The following is a 16,957-nucleotide window of genomic DNA, read 5'->3' as shown; positions in this document are numbered from 1 at the left end:
GTAAATAACCATTAAATGCCTTTTTATTATTATCTTGATACGAAAACAAATCATGATCATAACTTTCAAAATCACACACCAGTTCATCACCCGAATTACATGAATCCTCTCTCCTATGTCGAATGAACTTATCAAATATAGAATTGAAATTTTCACGATAATGGCTATCTATATTGGCTGAGAACGCTAACGAGTCACCATTCAATATTTTTACTATATTATCTGCCACATCAACACTATTTATCACAATAGGTTTTAATGAATCAAACTCAAAGAATATGTGCTTTACTTTTATAGCAGGTATATTGAAACATAGAGCATCCAGAGTCGCGGTTCCGCCCCCCATAGGAAAACTGTCTACATAAATATCTGCGTTAGAATAAAAAACAGCAAGTTCTTCTTTTGGTACAACCCCAGGAAATCGAAGTTGTGGATGACTCCACAAATCTCCCCAACTCTTTTCCGTGTGTCGGCCAACTATAACAAAATAAGTTTTATCAGTTCTTTTTAAAACATCACTCACCATATCTCTATAGCTGTAACCATTAGTAACAAACCTATCTTGGCTGCCTATAGTCAATACAACCTTGCTATCTTCTGGAATATCTAGTTTAAGTTTCAAATCAATAGAAGAGTATTGTTTTTCTTCTAATGGAATTGGCAACAGCAGAGTATTTTTAATATTTCTTCTTTTCTTGCTAAAGATTAAACCATCTGTACTCATTTCAAATGAACCAGAGATAATTGAGCTTCCCACCCAATACAAATGGTCAGCATGATTGTATGTGTATATACTTCCTCGATGTTTAAACTGAGACAATGCTATTATAGGCAGAACATCATACATGTGATGATGCAAGATTATATATTCATAATGTTGAGCGTAGCCTGCCAGCTTTGATATTTTCTCTAGCGTATTTAAATCTGAAAGATTAATCAAACTGCAGTTTCTCTCCATCTTTAGGCAGAATTCTGGTATCTTTTCGTCACCTTGAGAGACCAATACTAAATCATGTTTCTCATTATAATTCGCCCTATTTTTAATAAAGTTCTCCACCACTCTAGTATGGCCACCAGTTATTGAGGCCTTAGTCATCACATGAAGAAAATTATTCCTTCTCGGTGTGCTTGGTTTCTTTATGCGAAAGCTCTCACCTAACAATTGTATAGTATCTTCAATAGGCTGATATCTAAAAACTCCACAGTGATTATTCGTGAGATAGTAGTTTACATTTAGTAAAAGTTGGACTTTCTGCTCAATATTCCTTTCTCTTTTAATCAAAGAAACCACTCTATCTACGAAGTTCAATCTCGCATTAAATATTCTCTTTTTCATTTTAAAATCTTTCGAAAGATATAACATATCACGATTAAATACAGTGTGTAATTTATGGCATATGCGTATGTTATGCCGACCAACCCAAATTCATCAATACATAATACTGATAAAATAACAAAGCTTGAGCTTCCCAGTATTTCTAAAAAAACAAAAGTTTTTGTCATGGCTTTTGCTATAGTTAAATATCCCAACAACCACGATGAAATTTTTATTACATCTCCTATCATCTGCCAAGCAAACAATTCTTTCATCGGTAAAAACTTTTCACTAAATGCAATAATTACAATATATTCTTTGAGCAAAAAAATCATAAGCGATAGAATAGTAACTATTGGAATAATTACTTTATACCCGTTGTATATTTCTAACTTTAGCTCCCGATCATTTTTAATTTCTGATAACCTTGGGAGATAATACACACTTAAGGATGTAGTTATAACCATCAGATACATTGATGAAATATACCATATTCCTTGCCAGTATCCCGCATCATCCCAACTTAGATTCTCTCCGATATAATTTCTTACTAGCAGATGACTCACTGGAACTGTAATAGCTGACGTAATGGCCATTATTGAATATTTTGAAAGATTGCGAAAGCTATCCTTATCAAACCCCTTTAAAAAGTATTCAATCTTGAACCATTCACTTTTCCTAACCAAATATAGTGTTATAAAAAATATCACAGATTGATTAATAACGAGTGCATATAACGCTCCCAGAAGATTGAGAGCAATAATCAAGCAAGATGTCAAAAGCAACGAAAAGACACTACTGCAAATGTTAACGAATATGTATTTTTTTATTTCCCTCTGCCCATTGAGTATACTCATCAGGACAGAGTTCAACGCAAATAAAAAAACTGTTGCGCCAAAAAGAATAAACACTGTGAAATATTGACTATCTTTAAGAATATTAACAGATAAAAAATCACTAAACGCAATAAGGAATATTGATATAAGCGAACTACATAGTACACTAATGACTATGCTTGTACTAAAAATATGTTGTTTGTTTCTTGTGTCTTTATGCTCAGCTGTATATTTCACTATTCCCTGATTTGTAGCACCATTGGAGAAGGTAGTTATGACACTTACAAAGTTCTGTAGTTGACCAATTACAGCCAAACCCGATGGACCAACATATATTGAAACAATTTTATTTATAACAAAGCCAGACGCTATCTTAATAACTGTAGATATTGCTGTTAAAAGTGATGTTTTAATTAAATTCATTTACTTTCTGAACCATTTTTATATCTCTTAGCATTCATCCTTACCTCAGAGCAAGATTACGAAGCCCCTTGCCCTGCAAGAACTAAAGAAAGGTACGCGTTACTTCGTCTTTGTAATAGGTACCACGAATCGTCTTGCCATCAATCGCTACAACATCGCCTTTGGTGACTTCATGGCAAGTCTTTCATCCACACAGAGAAACACCGCTGAAGCTGCTTTGCCGAGATCATATTCACCACTCGAGCTATGGTGTCATGAACAGGCACATCATTCCCAAAATCACCATACTGTTGTAACCATTCGAGGTTATCTTCGCCAAAATCTTCAATATCTTCCCCCCCCTCAGCGCCTGCGATAACCGCTGTCACCATTAGGAAAATGATATTAGTTAATGAATGTTCGACTTTCCAAGCTTGGCGCGGGTCGCTGATAACTGAAATATGCTCCAACAAGGCTCAATCCGTTCATGGTGATGGCATCGTTACTGTAAAAAACAATATATGATCACAGCTAAAATTGATCGTCAAATCGATCCAAAAATCATTGCGTTTTTTATGATACCGCTGTAGAAATGAGTGAGATGACGCCTTCACTCAGGCCTTATTCCACAAGGGTTTTTCATGATCTTGCCCTGTATACAGTTCAGTATTCTCACATAAATAAGGGGCATTTTTATCTTTTTCCGACAAAATGGTCGGTACACCTTCGAGGAGAGGCCACTCTATTGCTATACAGCTGTCTTGCCAGTTCAGCGACTTTTCCGCACCCGGATTGTAGTAATCTGTACATTTATAGACAAACTCAGCTTCGTCACTAGTTACATAAAAGCCATGAGCAAAGCCTTCAGGAACCCATAACTGGCGCTTATTATTGGCTGAAAGATAAACGCCAACCCACTGCCCAAAAGTTGCTGATCCAGCACGAATATCAACGGCCACATCGAAAACCTCTCCTGATATAACCCTAACGAGCTTACCTTGAGTATTTTCCGTTTGGTAATGTAAACCACGCAAAATACCCCTTTTAGATTTTGAGTGGTTGTCTTGAACAAAATTAACAGTTCGTCCAGCAACTAGCTCTTCAAATTTTTTTTGTTGCCAAGTTTCCATGAAAAAGCCACGTTCATCACCGAACACATCTGGCTCAATAATTTTCACATCTGGGATTTTGGTTTCAATAACGTTCATAAATGACTACTTATAAGCTTGAATGTTGCCTAAGGATACCTGCCAATCACTCGGCTTGATACCAAACTGCTGATCTATCTTTTCGCAATCGAGGCGTGAGTTGGCTGGACGTTTCGCTGGCGTCGGGTAGGCGGACGTGGGAATGGAAGACAGGTTCGGGGTTTGAGCTAACACCGATTTATTCTTGGCCGCTGCAAAAATCTGCTCTGCGAACTCATACCAACTCGCGTACGGCATGCCAGAGAAATGGTAAACACCCCACTGCGGCGCGCCTTCTTTCTCGATGTATTCAATCATAGTGATCAATGCACTTGCAATGTCACCGGCGTACGTTGGACCACCGATTTGATCGCCGACAATACTGAGCGCGTCGCGGTCTTGGCCTAGCCTCAACATGGTTTTGACAAAGTTGTTGCCGTGCTCACCAAACACCCACGCGGTACGCAAGATCAGATGCTCTGCACACGCCTTCGCAACTGCCTGCTCACCCGCCAGTTTGCTTTGCCCGTACACCCCTTGTGGACCAACAGTATCACTCTCTTGATAAGGCACCTCACCGGTACCATCGAACACGTAATCTGTAGAGATATGCAGCATCACCGCACCGCAACTTTCCGCCGCCTTAGCGAGATACATGGGTCCATCACGATTGATCGCAAAGGAGAGGTCCACTTCTTCTTCCGCTTTATCCACGGCGGTATGTGCCGCTGCATTAATGATATAGTCCGGCACAAAGTCTGACACGACTGAAACTACGGCCGCTTGATCGGTGATATCGAGCTGCTCTTTGTCAACCGTTAATACTTCTGCTTTGCCTTGCAGCTGTTTGACCAAACAGTGACCGACTTGTCCATTGCACCCTGTAATGAGTACTTTCATGTTGGCTCCCTACAGCTCTTTGACCAAGGACATCAAATAACGACCGTACTCATTTTTTAGCATGGGTGTGGCTAGGCGCTCGATATCTGCATTGCCTAGCCATCCTTGACGCCAAGCGATCTCTTCCAGACACGCTACTTTCAAACCTTGAACATGCTCAATGGTTTGAACAAATGAGGACGCCTCGTGCAAGCTTTCATGCGTGCCGGTATCAAGCCAAGCAAAACCACGACCGAGCAGTTCAACATTGAGAGAGCCATCGTTGAGGTACATCTCATTGATGGATGTGATTTCAAGTTCACCCCTGTCCGATGGTTTCACTTGCTTTGCAAATTCAACCACTCGATTATCATAGAAGTACAAGCCGGTTACGGCATAGTTTGATTTCGGCTTTGCGGGTTTTTCTTCGATCGAGACCGCTTTCATCTCTTCATCAAACTCGACGACGCCAAAGCGTTCAGGGTCTTTCACTTGGTAGCCAAACACGGTTGCGCCGCTTTTTCGTGACGCGGCATTTTTCAGCGTTTTACTGAACGACTGACCATAGAAGATGTTATCCCCGAGCACTAAGCACACGCTATCATCGCCAATGAACTGTTCACCAATAATGAACGCTTGCGCTAGACCATCTGGGCTTGGCTGAATCGCGTATTCTAAACTAATTCCAAAATCACTGCCATCGCCGAGGAGACGTTTGAAGCCTTCATTGTCTTCCGGAGTCGTGATGATGAGGATTTCTTTGATTCCCGCCAACATTAGCGTTGAGATTGGGTAAAACACCATCGGCTTGTCATAGATAGGTAACAGCTGCTTAGACACACCACGGGTAAGCGGATAAAGACGGGTGCCAGAGCCCCCAGCCAGGACGATTCCTTTCATTATTTGCTCTCTCCCGATACAACACCTAGACGCTCGCGTTGGTAGCTACCATCTTGAACATTTTGGCACCATTGCTGGTTATCTAGGTACCACTGCACGGTTTTTCTCAGGCCGGTTTCAAAGGTCTCAATTGGGGTCCAGTCGAGCTCTTTTTGTATTTTGCTTGAATCAATTGCATATCGGCGATCATGGCCTGGGCGGTCTTGAACGTAAGTGATTTGTTCAGCGTATGCCGTATCTTTTGGTACCAATGTATCTAGAATTGAGCAAATGGTTCGGACCACTTCGAGATTTTTCTTTTCGTTGTGACCACCGATGTTGTATGTTTCACCCACTTTTCCCTCGGTAACAACCTTGTAAAGGGCACGAGCGTGATCTTCCACAAATAGCCAATCACGGATTTGGTCCCCTTTGCCATAAATCGGTAACTCTTTGCCTTCCAAGGCATTGAGGATAACCAGTGGAATCAGCTTCTCTGGGAAGTGGTAAGGACCGTAGTTGTTCGAACAGTTAGTGACAATGGTTGGCAATCCGTAGGTACGCAGCCATGCACGTACTAGGTGATCACTTGATGCTTTGGATGCTGAATACGGACTGGATGGGGCATATGGTGTCGTTTCTAAGAACATCGGCAGCTCTGTTCCCTCCTTAACTTCGTCCGGGTGTGGAAGGTCGCCATACACTTCATCAGTAGAAATATGATGGAAGCGGAATGCCTTTTTCACATCTTCACTCAAACGGTTCCAATACTCACGCGTGGCCTCAAGTAGGGTATAAGTCCCAACAATATTGGTTTCAATAAAAGCTGCTGGGCCAGTAATGGAGCGGTCAACGTGAGATTCTGCGGCAAGGTGCATCACGGCATCGGGTTGATGCTGGGCAAATACACGATCTAGCTCGGCTCGGTCACAGATATTGACTTGCTCGAACACATAGCGCTCGTTAGATTCAACTTGAGCTAACGACTCCAGATTTCCTGCGTATGTCAAGCAATCGACATTGACTACGCTGTCGCTGGTATTATTGATAATGTGACGCACGACTGCTGAGCCGATAAAACCTGCGCCTCCGGTGACAAGAATTTTCACTGATTCATACCTACTTCTGACTTGTGATTATCGCGTTTTAAGCAAAACTTATACTTCGCGATAAAATTTAAACGTGTCTTTTCTCTTTATTTCATCTCAGCAATTCAACCTAGCCTGAGACACTTTTTATCCATTTTGAGACAGTGAATTTCTCACCATCCCTTATAAACTCTTGTTTTCGCCTATTTCTTTCAGCCCGCCCAATAGGTCCTTAAAAACCAATTAGTTAGATTCTTTTCTAAATGCAAATCTAACCAACACAACCGCTACACCCAACATTCCACCTAACAACGCACCTAATACCGCAATTAGTGCCCGATTGGGTTTATCTCTGTTCAATGGAATTTGGACATCATCAAGATATTGAAAGGTAGCAAACTCTATATCAGGGTTTATTTTTGTGTTGTTAATTAGCGTTAGTTTTGAGTCTATCTGCTGTAAACGCGGTTCAATAACACTCAGGTTTGATATGGTTTTTAACGCATTTATTTTTGCTTCAATAGCCGCACTTCCTAGGTTGATTGAAAAAATTTCTTTCTCGCCTAAGTTTTGCACAGGTGTGTTAACCTTTGCTGCTTTCGCTATTTGCAGTGCGTACTCAGCTCGTTGAATTTCAACTTCAAGGTTTTGTTTCGCTTGTAAAGAAAGTGCATTCTTTTGCTGCAGCAACTCATTCTTTTTACTAATAATCGCTGCCTTAAGGTTCAACAAGGCATCACGCTGTACGATACCACTTATATAAGTAATATAGCTTTGTAACATATTATAACTATCAAGCTTTGTCGTTGCCTGAACCTCTAGTTCCATAATATTTTTATTGCTTTTATCAGGTTGTGACGTAGTTAGTTTACTAAACCATTCATTATACAAACGACGGGTAGCTTCATCGGCATCGGCATCCAACTTATTCTTGAAATTTTGAAAGACAGCATTGCTGTCTAAAAAATCACGTTTATTTTTATTCGACTCAAAAGCCATTACAAATGACTGAAATAGCGGTTGAGGCATAACCAAATCATCTAAATAGTTATTCACCAACATCGTACCGTCTTCTTGGTAAACGTCAAAAACTGGTTGATACTGCTTAACTTGAGACTGGTATTCAGTGAAATCTTGAACTTGTAGCACTGCAATCTTCGCGCTACTGCTCCACCACTCTTGTGCTGTTAACGCATAAGTAATAGCACCTATCGTAAACACCAAGGTAGTTAAAATGATGATCAACTTCCCTTGCCAAAGAGCGATAAAAAGCTCTTTGAGATCGATTTCATCATTCTGCTCGTAAAAGCTTGGGATTTGTGGGTGAGAAGGATTTGGGTTGGATGACTGGTAATGGTTATTCACAAATTTCCCTTTTTTCTGACAGTTAGGCACGCTACCGCCCTTGGGTATAGCCCCCAATACGATAATACTTCATCTTGTGTAGCAGTTAGTCACTGCATTAATTGGCGAAATTGTACCTTAATCGAACCAAAGTGGCGATAGTCAGATAGCGAGCTCTTAACTCACTCAGAATGAAGTCCTTTTTACGGCCCGTTATCTTAATCCAATTTGAACTCCTTTTTTTTAACTACACGAAATAACTGTGATGAAACCGACATATCAACAGCAGCAATTGCTCACTCTGCAACCAGTTGGTACATCATCTATGCCACTCTTCCTAATACTTCTTGAAATGTTATACTTCCATGCAGCTAACATTTATTCAGGACAAATCTATGATCATCGTAACTGGCGGCGCTGGCATGATTGGCAGCAACATCATCAAAGCACTTAATGAAAAAGGCATTAGCGACATTCTTGTTGTCGACAACCTTAAAAATGGTCGTAAGTTTCAAAACTTGGTCGACCTTGATATTGCTGACTATATGGACCGTGATGACTTTCTTGCTCAGGTTATGGCTGGTGATGATTTCGGCCCTATTGAAGCGGTATTCCATGAAGGTGCTTGCTCTGCGACCACTGAGTGGGATGGTAAATACATCATGCTCAATAACTATGAATACTCTAAAGAGTTGCTTCATTACTGCTTAGAGCGTGAGATTCCATTTTTATATGCCTCTTCAGCTGCGACCTACGGCGATACCGACACCTTCGTCGAGGAAAAACAATACGAAGGTGCATTAAACGTTTACGGTTATTCAAAACAGCAGTTTGATAACTATGTACGCCGCGTTTGGCAAGATGCACAGCAACATGGCGAAAAGCTTTCTCAAGTCACTGGTTTTCGTTATTTCAACGTTTATGGTCCGCGTGAACAACATAAAGGCTCTATGGCTTCTGTTGCTTTCCACCTTAACAACCAAATGAATGCAGGGGAAAACCCTAAACTGTTTGCAGGCAGCGAAACCTTCCAACGTGATTTTGTTTACGTTGGTGACGTTGCAGCGGTGAACTTATGGTTTATGGACAGCGGCGTATCCGGTATTTATAACTTAGGGACGGGTAATGCTGAATCTTTCCAGGAAGTGGCAAAAGCCGTTATCAAACACCATGGCAAAGGTGAAGTGGAAACCATTCCATTCCCTGAACACTTAAAAGGTGCGTATCAAGAATTCACTCAAGCCGACTTGAGTAAACTCAGAAGTGCAGGTTGTGATCACAAATTTAAAACTGTCGCTGAAGGTGTCGCTGAATATATGAGCATTATTAACGCTTAGTGATTTTAAGAGGGAGAAATTAACGTTATATTTCTCCTTCTTTACCAAATGTCGCTTTTCCAGAAGAAAGGCTGCGGGACATTTTTAGAGTTCACCAAGCTATAAAGAGAATGTATGAATATTTTGATGGCCTTGTCCCAGTTGGAAGTCACAGGGGCTGAAGTGTATGCAACAACTGTTGGCGATGAACTGACAAATAGAGGACATCGTGTATTTTACGTTTCAGACACCCTAACCAAGTCACATCAAGGGTTATTCTACAAACTTCGCTTTAATAAGCGTAGTATTCCTCGCCGTTTTTGGCACGTTGGCTATCTTATTTATCTGATACAGAAGCATAACATCCAGTTAGTGCATGCTCACTCAAGAGCATCGAGTTGGAGTTGTCATATTGCGTGTAAAATCACCGGAACACCTATGGTTACGACAGTACATGGTCGTCAACCAGTGCACGTATCTCGCAAAAAATTCCACGCAATGGGCGACAAAGCCCTGCCGGTTTGTGAAGCCATTGAACAACAACTCATTACTGAATTGGATGTTCCACAAAGTTCGCTAATCGTTAGTCGAAATGGTATTGAAACTCAAGAATTCGCTTGGCAAAACGCTCCTCAAAATAGCAAACCTGTTATCAGTATTATAGGTAGGTTAACCGGCCCCAAAGGGGAGCTTTGCTATCGGTTGCTCGATGAATGTTTAGACTCAGCGAAATACCATATTCAGGTCATATCAGGCTCTAAAATTGAAGCGCGTTTTGATAAGTTTACTTCTGACGTTCATTTTCTTGGTTATTCACAAGATGTTGTCTCAATACTGGCCAAGTCAGACTTAGTCATAGGTGCCGGTAGGGTTGCAATGGAAGCTTTGCTGTGTGGAAGACCCACACTAGCGATAGGTGAAGCCAGTGCGGTTGGTATTGTCGATGACAATAATATCGCTGCGGCCATGGCAAGCAACTTCGGTGACATCGGCCCTAAAGATCTCGATATTGACTTTACGCAAATTAGCCGACACGTAGAGCAAGGGTTAAAAATGAAACACTGCTCACCACAGGTCAGCGAGATCATCAAGCATAGCTATAGCTTATCGAGTATAGTCGATCAAATAGAAGATATTTACCAAACGGTTTACGTTGAAAAGCTGCGTAAAGAGATGCCAATCATCATGTATCACCGCTTTATCAAAAATGATAGTGAAAAAGGTGTACATGGAACTTATCTTCATATCAATATGCTTGAAAAACACTTCAAGTTACTCAAGCGCATGGGCTTTGAGACTCTGACGTTTAAAGACTTGGTAGATAAAAGGCTGATACATCGCCTTGAACCAAGTAAGCGCTATATCATGTTAACAGTTGATGATGGGTATCAAGACAATTACGAACTTTTGCTCCCTTTATTAAAAAAATATAACTTCAAAGCCGTTGTCTATGCTGTCACTGGTGAAAAGTTTAACCGTTGGGATGCTGAAGTACCCAATAACCCCGAAAAAGCGGTAGCTTTAATGAATGAAAGCCAATTAAAGAAATTGCATGCATCAGGCCTAGTTGAAATTGGCGGCCATACGATGACGCACCCACGTTTAAGCCAGTTGTCTTATCAACAACAGCAGCATGAAATTATGGAAAATAAAAATCAACTGGAAGCCCTCATTGGTGAATCTTTGGTTTCATTTGCCTACCCTTATGGTGACCATAATCAAGATTCAAAGCTCTTAGCGCGCGAGTTAGGCTATCAATTTGCCGTCGCAACCAACAGTGGCCCTTTAGCTGTCCATCACGATCCGTATCAAATCCGACGTATTGCCATTTTTCCGAAGACAGATGTATTTGGCTTGTGGCGAAAGGTACGTGGTAATTATACGTTTAGAAAATCAATGGAATAATGAGAACTAGCCACGAATGAACAAATATCTTTCCATTAATGATTTTGCATTGTTATCATTATTTTTAGTGCCAGCATTACTGCTATCAACAAATAATTTTAGTGTTGTCGTTGTTGCGCTTACTGTTTTGTTTTCAATTTACTACCTAATTAAAAACAGAACTTATTGTGATTTTAATAAATATGATTTACTGATCACCGGCTGTCTTGGTGCTTACTTTTTCGCCAACCTACCAATCACAATAGTCGATGGCAGTACGTTTAGGTACTTTCAAGGCGGTAGTCGTTTATTGCTATGTATTCCTATTTATTTAATGTTCAGAAAAGCTTTCATCCTCCGCTCGGCACAAGCCTATGAGTGGTTATCTATTGGAATAATAGTTGGTTCTATTGGTACGCTAGTTCTTGCGATTTATCAATTTTTCATCCTCAATATGCCCCGTGTTGACGGTTTTCTCTTTAGTATCAACTTTGGTTACTTGGCATGCTCATTAGCGTTTCTATCTTTATGTTTATCTATAAAAAAATCCAAATATAGAGTCTTATTATTTTTAGCATTTATCGCCTCAATCATTTCAACAACGTTAACTTTAACCCGTGGTGCCATTTTTGCTATTCCTATACTTCTAATATTTTATGCAGTACTAAATTGGAAAAGACTAAACCTAAAATTAACATCAACTGTCATTGTGAGTTTTATTGCTCTATCGTTAGCAACTTACTGGAACTCCGATTCAGTAAAACAACGAATAGATTTTACAGCTTATGAAGTGTCTCATATTATTGCCGGGGATATAAAAGCGGCAAGATCTACTGGCACTCGACTCTATTTATGGAAAGCTGCTACAGAAGCATTTAAACAAAGTCCATTCATTGGTCTACCTTATAATGAACGGGAAGCTCTCAATAAACAATTGTATGCTGAAGGTAAAGTTAATGAATACACTCGAAATTTAACTCGTGGTCATGCTCATAGCCAATATTTCGAAATGCTCGCGAGTAATGGAATATTAGGTATAGTTGCCATTATTATGATGCTTGCAGTACCTTTTGTAGTTTTTACTCAACACTATAGGAAAACCAATAGTCTCTGGGGCTACACTGGCGCGGTTTTTGTCGCTGGGTTCATGCTCTTTGGCTTAACAGAAGCACCATTACAAGCCAACTTAATCAGCGCATTCTATGGCTTTATGCTTGCAACCTTCTTTGCTCTTGTCCGTATAGAAAAGTACAATGCCATTCAACAGCCAAACTGATGAGCAGCAGAACATGAAGATTCTGATTATCGGCCCTTCTTGGGTTGGCGACATGGTTATGTCGCAAAGCTTTTATGCAACATTGAAGCAAAACTACCCTACTGCGATGATTGATGTTCTCGCACCAGCGTGGTGTAAACCGATTTTAGAGCGTATGCCCGAAATTAACAGTGCGATTGAAATGCCTATCGGGCATGGTGCATTTAACCTTGCAGGCCGTTGGGCACTGGCTAAAGAGTTAAAGCGCAATAGCTACACACACGCATACATTTTACCTAACTCGGCTAAGTCAGCTTTAATTCCACTATTTGCTGGCATTCCATCTCGTACGGGGTGGAAAGGTGAATTTCGTTATGGTTTGCTCAATGATCTTCGCCCAAATCGCAAAGTGTTTCAGTTTATGGTTGAGCGTTATGTTGCTCTTGCCTATTCAAAGACAAGCATGCTTAGTGAAGTTCAGCTAGAAACCTGCCCTCGCCCTTCTCTCTCAATTGATAACAAAGCTCAACAGTATGCAATGTCAAGATTAGGCTTATCGACCATAAAACCGATTATCGGTTTATGCCCAGGAGCAGAATTTGGCCCAGCTAAAAGATGGCCAGATAAATACTATGCTGAAGTTGCGAAAGCTTTGATTGAAAAAGGCCAGCAAATTTGGTTATTCGGTTCAGCCAAAGATAAAGTGGTAACAAGCGCTATCCGCAATACACTTCCAAAGGAATTACAAAATTCATGCTTTGATCTAGCAGGTGAAACCTCCTTAATTGAGGCCGTTGATTTGCTTGCGGCTTGCCATACTGTCATCTGCAACGACTCAGGACTAATGCATGTATCAGCCGCCGTTGGGTGCAATATAGTTGCAATATATGGCTCAAGCTCACCAAAATACACACCACCATTGGCAGATAATGTCGAAATTATACACACTGACATAGAATGCCGCCCTTGCTTTAAACGCGAGTGTCCACTTAAGCACCTTGACTGTTTGAACAAGCTATCACCAGATTTGGTAATGGCTGCCGTAAACAAATTTATTGGATAAACTTGATGCAACATCTTTGGTTTGAACGCGGTGCTTATGCATCCAAGCAAGCAAAAAAATACTTAACTCATGAGTTTTCACCCGAGAAGGTGAAAAAGATCGCGATTTTTCGTCACGCTGCATTAGGTGATCAGGTCATTGTTCGCCCCTTTCTTATTGAAGCGAGAAAATTTTTTCCTAACGCAAAAATCACGCTAGTGGGTGTCTCTAACTATCAATATGGAACACCTTCAGATCTCGCTGATGAAACCATTTTTATGATTGGTCGACATCGCAAGCATGAACTGAATTGGAAGCAGAAGATCCAGCAATTTACGCAATTAGAAGAACAAGACATCATCTTTGATGTAGCTGGCACAAGCCGTTCTTATTGGATGACGTTGCTCAGTAAAGCAAAACTAAAATTTGGCTTCCCATATAAACCTTACCTATGTGGAAGTCTGTACAATATTGCGGTATTTCGCTCCGACTTTCAGCCAGAGCTTGAATGCATGCTCGATATGCTGAAAATGCTCGGACATAATCCACAAAGACCATTAGATTTTGGGTACCCAAGTCACCTGAAACTCTACGATAAAGAGCAAAACAAACCTAACATTCTCTATTTTAATGGCGCATCAACTCAATCAAAAATTCTGACTCGAAAACAAATGAAGAGTTTCATTGAGCTCGCAATTACAACTTTTCCAAACCATCAACATGTCTATCTAGAAGGAAAAAATGATTTTGAAAAAGGTGATTTTCTTCGTCATTTGGAAGTTAACCATAATTTCACGATTCAGCCTTGTCTGTCATTAGATGAACTAGTCGAATACATTGCCAAGGCGCGCTTAGTGGTGGCTCCTGATACGGGAGTGAGAAATATTGCGGTGTCAACTCATACACCAACCGTTGGTATTTTCTACTCAACCGTACCATTCAGATACACTCCACTAGAAGGTGATCACCGCATTGTCATGAATGCGAACGGTGATATTCCTAGTAACGAACAAATTATTGCAGAGATGGCTACTGCATTAACACAAAATAAAGAGACACTATGAATAACTTCCCCATTATGGTTGCAAACCGCACCATCAAGTTGATTGGTAATATTTTTAAAGTGCTTTCATACCCATTCCACTTTGTTTTTCCCAAAATGCGATTCACTATTCCCGAGTATTCGCCAGCCAAAATTCAAACGAAAGATAGCAGTGGAGTGCCTAAAGTTATTTGGCAAACAAACTACTCAAATAACAGTACGCTACCGGTATATCTCAATTATCTATTTAACCGCTTAATGTCATTAAACTATGACTATCGCTATGTCAGCACCGAAGCACGAGAAGAATATTTACGTAAAAATGCATCACAAGAAGTTTATGATGCATATATGAAGTTGACTGATGGTGCTGCTCAAGCCGATTTATGGCGTGTGACCACCTTATACCAACAAGGTGGTATCTATATGGATATTGATGCCACACTGGTTTGGCCGCTTAGTTGGCAGCTAAAAGGTATCGATGACGCGTTATATATCAAGATCAAAAATGGGACCGAAATTACTAATTACTTTTTAGCGACAGCGCCACAAAACCCTCATTTCAAAAAGGTGATGGATACGATTGTATATAACATCCAGAACTATGACGTTAAAAAAGGAGTTTACGGGACAACAGGACCTGCCGTATTCAATGATGTTTTAAAAGATGAATCTATTCAATATCGTCGTCGCCGCCATGTTTGTATTCAAGGCACATTTACCAATGAATATTTTCAATATTTAGATAAACCTCGTGGTAAATGGACTCATCAAAAACCAGAAGATTTAATTAAGAAATAAATGAGGTCATTGTGTTAATTCGTTGGCTATATACACTCCTGCTTACTATTGTGTCTCCCTTTTTGATGTGGAAAGTATATAGAAAACAAGATGGGAAGCCATCTGTTGGCTATCGCTGGAAAGAACATTTTGGCTTTACGCCGCCAATTGAAACAGATAAATCACCGATTTGGATCCACGCGGTATCCGTTGGAGAAACGCTTGCCGTTTCTCCATTGATAAAAACGCTCAAGTCGCAATATCCTAACCAACCGATTGTGATTACGACTACAACCCCAACAGGTGCAGAACAAGCGGCTAAATTACGAGGCATCGCCGAACATCGTTATATGCCATTTGACTTTTCTTTTGCCGTGCGCGCTTTCATCAAGCGTATAAAACCGAGTCAAATGCTGATCATGGAAACGGAATTGTGGCCAAACACATTACATACGGTTTCAAAAGCAGATATTCCTATTACTGTTATTAATGCTCGCTTATCTGAGCGCTCATGTCGACGGTATGCTAAATTTCAGCCGATTTTTAATTTACTAGCATCTAACTTAACGCGTGTACTTTGCCAATATCCAGATGATGCACAGCGCTTCATTCGACTCGGATTACCTGCGGACAAAGTGACAGTCACCGGGTCGATGAAGTTTGATATCGATATCGATAAACAAACCATAGAAAAAGGCCAGCAGTTAAGGCATCAACTAGGTAAAGAGCGACCAATTTGGATTGCCGCAAGCACTCACCAAGGTGAAGATGAACAAGTGTTAGCAGCCCATGCAAAAGTGCTGAAAAAACAATCTAACGCATTACTTATTCTTGTCCCACGCCATCCAGAGCGATTTAATGCTGTTTTTGAGTTGTGTAAAACACAATTTATTAGTGTGCGACGAACTGAAACAGAGGCTGAACTTGATCCAGAAGTGCAAGTGTATCTAGGTGATACAATGGGAGAAATGCTGGTATTAATGGGAGCTGCTGACATTTGTTTTATGGGCGGAAGCTTACTGGGTGATAAAGTTGGAGGTCATAATATGCTTGAGCCAGCAGCATTAGGTAAACCAGTGCTAACAGGACCAAGTTACTATAATTTTTCCGAAATAGTAGAACGCATGATCGATAAAAATGCAATTACAATTATTAACTCAGCTTCTGAAATTAGCGAAACACTTATTATACTTTTTAAAAATAACAAAATTAGAGACCAACAGAGTCACTTAGCCCATCGATGTGTACTTGAAAATACAGGTGCATTGAAATCCACTGTAAAATGTATTGTGGGGTTTTAGAGGATTTATAAAAAATTAGCCGATCATCTCTATTTTAAATTAAATATTGATTTTTACCCACATTCACATTTTCCTAAAATATTTTTAACCCAAGATGATATAAGATATTTATCTATAGTATCAATCGAGCATTCAAAATATGGTGTATTAAATAACTTATCAGGCACCTTATAATTTTCACCTAAAACACAAATGTTATCACTATTGTATATGTCGTAAAGAAAAATATTATGATTAGTTGTGATCAATTTTCTATTATATCCTAAAGATTCATAAACACGGAAAGACAATCCAGCTTGATGACCTTGTAGAAGGTCAAGTATAGCCTTAGAGTTTTCTATATTTCTCTTTAGTTCATCACCAAGCATTAGCTCAGTAACAACTTCTATTCTTGAATCATTTATATA

At 40.2% G+C, this 16,957-nt stretch carries 15 protein-coding genes and 1 pseudogene; 7 read left to right on the top strand and 9 right to left on the bottom strand.

Features of this window, described 5'->3' with window-relative positions:
- From HGG78_RS17555 to HGG78_RS17520, 8 genes and pseudogenes are all read right to left on the bottom strand, one after another.
- Positions 1-1,336, bottom strand: a 1,336-nt coding sequence (locus tag HGG78_RS17555) for a glycosyltransferase family protein (protein ID WP_172533654.1), incomplete at its 3' end; no start/stop codon positions are given.
- Positions 1,333-2,574 carry an O-antigen translocase gene (locus HGG78_RS17550; RefSeq protein ID WP_172533653.1) on the bottom strand — a complete coding sequence of 414 codons (1,242 nt, stop codon included), beginning with the start codon at positions 2,572-2,574 and terminating at the stop codon, positions 1,333-1,335. The genes HGG78_RS17555 and HGG78_RS17550, both read right to left, overlap by 4 nt.
- A 109-nt stretch (positions 2,575-2,683) precedes the next feature.
- Positions 2,684-3,042 (bottom strand): annotated as a pseudogene (locus tag HGG78_RS17545) (ISAs1 family transposase); the annotation flags it as partial.
- 125 nt (positions 3,043-3,167) lie between these two features.
- On the bottom strand, positions 3,168-3,761 hold the full coding sequence (rfbC, locus tag HGG78_RS17540; protein WP_172533652.1) for a dTDP-4-dehydrorhamnose 3,5-epimerase: 594 nt from the start codon (positions 3,759-3,761) through the stop codon (positions 3,168-3,170).
- A 6-nt stretch (positions 3,762-3,767) separates the two neighbouring features.
- Positions 3,768-4,640, bottom strand: a complete 873-nt coding sequence (gene rfbD, locus HGG78_RS17535; protein ID WP_172533651.1) for a dTDP-4-dehydrorhamnose reductase — start codon at positions 4,638-4,640, stop codon at positions 3,768-3,770.
- Between the two features lie 9 nt (positions 4,641-4,649).
- On the bottom strand, positions 4,650-5,519 hold the full coding sequence (gene rfbA / locus HGG78_RS17530) for a glucose-1-phosphate thymidylyltransferase RfbA (protein ID WP_172533650.1): 870 nt from the start codon (positions 5,517-5,519) through the stop codon (positions 4,650-4,652).
- A complete protein-coding gene (gene rfbB, locus HGG78_RS17525) occupies positions 5,519-6,607 on the bottom strand; it encodes a dTDP-glucose 4,6-dehydratase (RefSeq protein ID WP_172533649.1) in 1,089 nt (362 codons plus the stop codon). The genes rfbA and rfbB overlap by 1 nt, the downstream gene beginning before the upstream one ends.
- A gap of 222 nt (positions 6,608-6,829) precedes the next feature.
- Positions 6,830-7,951, bottom strand: coding sequence for a Wzz/FepE/Etk N-terminal domain-containing protein (locus tag HGG78_RS17520; RefSeq protein ID WP_172533648.1), 1,122 nt, complete (start codon positions 7,949-7,951; stop codon positions 6,830-6,832).
- Positions 7,952-8,325: 374 nt separating this feature from the next.
- On the opposite strand from HGG78_RS17520, the gene rfaD reads away from it, so the two are divergent.
- From rfaD to waaA, 7 genes are all read left to right on the top strand, one after another.
- The gene (rfaD, locus tag HGG78_RS17515; RefSeq protein ID WP_172533647.1) at positions 8,326-9,267 is read left to right on the top strand and encodes an ADP-glyceromanno-heptose 6-epimerase; all 942 of its coding nucleotides are present in this window, start codon (positions 8,326-8,328) and stop codon (positions 9,265-9,267) included.
- 114 nt (positions 9,268-9,381) lie between these two features.
- Complete coding sequence (locus HGG78_RS17510) at positions 9,382-11,151, top strand: bifunctional glycosyltransferase family 4 protein/polysaccharide deacetylase (RefSeq protein ID WP_172533646.1); 1,770 nt, start codon at positions 9,382-9,384, stop codon at positions 11,149-11,151.
- A gap of 16 nt (positions 11,152-11,167) precedes the next feature.
- Positions 11,168-12,406 carry an O-antigen ligase family protein gene (locus HGG78_RS17505; protein WP_172533645.1) on the top strand — a complete coding sequence of 413 codons (1,239 nt, stop codon included), beginning with the start codon at positions 11,168-11,170 and terminating at the stop codon, positions 12,404-12,406.
- A 13-nt stretch (positions 12,407-12,419) separates the two neighbouring features.
- The gene (gene waaF / locus HGG78_RS17500; RefSeq protein ID WP_172533655.1) at positions 12,420-13,448 is read left to right on the top strand and encodes a lipopolysaccharide heptosyltransferase II; all 1,029 of its coding nucleotides are present in this window, start codon (positions 12,420-12,422) and stop codon (positions 13,446-13,448) included.
- Between the two features lie 5 nt (positions 13,449-13,453).
- Complete coding sequence (locus HGG78_RS17495) at positions 13,454-14,491, top strand: glycosyltransferase family 9 protein (RefSeq protein WP_172533644.1); 1,038 nt, start codon at positions 13,454-13,456, stop codon at positions 14,489-14,491.
- Positions 14,488-15,270, top strand: coding sequence for a glycosyltransferase family 32 protein (locus HGG78_RS17490; RefSeq protein ID WP_172533643.1), 783 nt, complete (start codon positions 14,488-14,490; stop codon positions 15,268-15,270). Before HGG78_RS17495 ends, HGG78_RS17490 begins: the two co-directional genes overlap by 4 nt.
- A gap of 11 nt (positions 15,271-15,281) precedes the next feature.
- Positions 15,282-16,550 carry a lipid IV(A) 3-deoxy-D-manno-octulosonic acid transferase gene (gene waaA / locus HGG78_RS17485; RefSeq protein WP_172533642.1) on the top strand — a complete coding sequence of 423 codons (1,269 nt, stop codon included), beginning with the start codon at positions 15,282-15,284 and terminating at the stop codon, positions 16,548-16,550.
- A 53-nt stretch (positions 16,551-16,603) separates the two neighbouring features.
- On the opposite strand, the gene HGG78_RS17480 is transcribed toward waaA, so the two are convergent.
- Positions 16,604-16,957 (bottom strand): WaaS/CpsH family glycosyltransferase (locus HGG78_RS17480; RefSeq protein ID WP_479681638.1); only part of this gene is annotated, 354 nt, incomplete at its 5' end.

Origin of the sequence: Vibrio aestuarianus (assembly GCF_012395185.1) — a bacterium.
Taxonomy (GTDB): Bacteria; Pseudomonadota; Gammaproteobacteria; order Enterobacterales; family Vibrionaceae; genus Vibrio; species Vibrio aestuarianus.
Note: the sequence above shows the minus strand (reverse complement) of the source record. Positions and strands in the feature narration are given on the sequence as shown.

Excerpts from the sequence above, each read along its gene's own strand:
- rfbC (WP_172533652.1), bottom strand. The coding sequence starts at position 3,761 with ATGAACGTTATTGAAACCAAAATCCCAGATGTGAAAATTATTGAGCCA.
- rfaD (WP_172533647.1), top strand. The coding sequence starts at position 8,326 with ATGATCATCGTAACTGGCGGCGCTGGCATGATTGGCAGCAACATCATC.
- HGG78_RS17495 (WP_172533644.1), top strand. The coding sequence starts at position 13,454 with ATGCAACATCTTTGGTTTGAACGCGGTGCTTATGCATCCAAGCAAGCA.
- HGG78_RS17550 (WP_172533653.1), bottom strand. The coding sequence starts at position 2,574 with ATGAATTTAATTAAAACATCACTTTTAACAGCAATATCTACAGTTATT.
- rfbD (WP_172533651.1), bottom strand. The coding sequence starts at position 4,640 with ATGAAAGTACTCATTACAGGGTGCAATGGACAAGTCGGTCACTGTTTG.
- HGG78_RS17510 (WP_172533646.1), top strand. The coding sequence starts at position 9,382 with ATGAATATTTTGATGGCCTTGTCCCAGTTGGAAGTCACAGGGGCTGAA.
- waaF (WP_172533655.1), top strand. The coding sequence starts at position 12,420 with ATGAAGATTCTGATTATCGGCCCTTCTTGGGTTGGCGACATGGTTATG.
- HGG78_RS17490 (WP_172533643.1), top strand. The coding sequence starts at position 14,488 with ATGAATAACTTCCCCATTATGGTTGCAAACCGCACCATCAAGTTGATT.
- rfbA (WP_172533650.1), bottom strand. The coding sequence starts at position 5,519 with ATGAAAGGAATCGTCCTGGCTGGGGGCTCTGGCACCCGTCTTTATCCG.
- HGG78_RS17505 (WP_172533645.1), top strand. The coding sequence starts at position 11,168 with ATGAACAAATATCTTTCCATTAATGATTTTGCATTGTTATCATTATTT.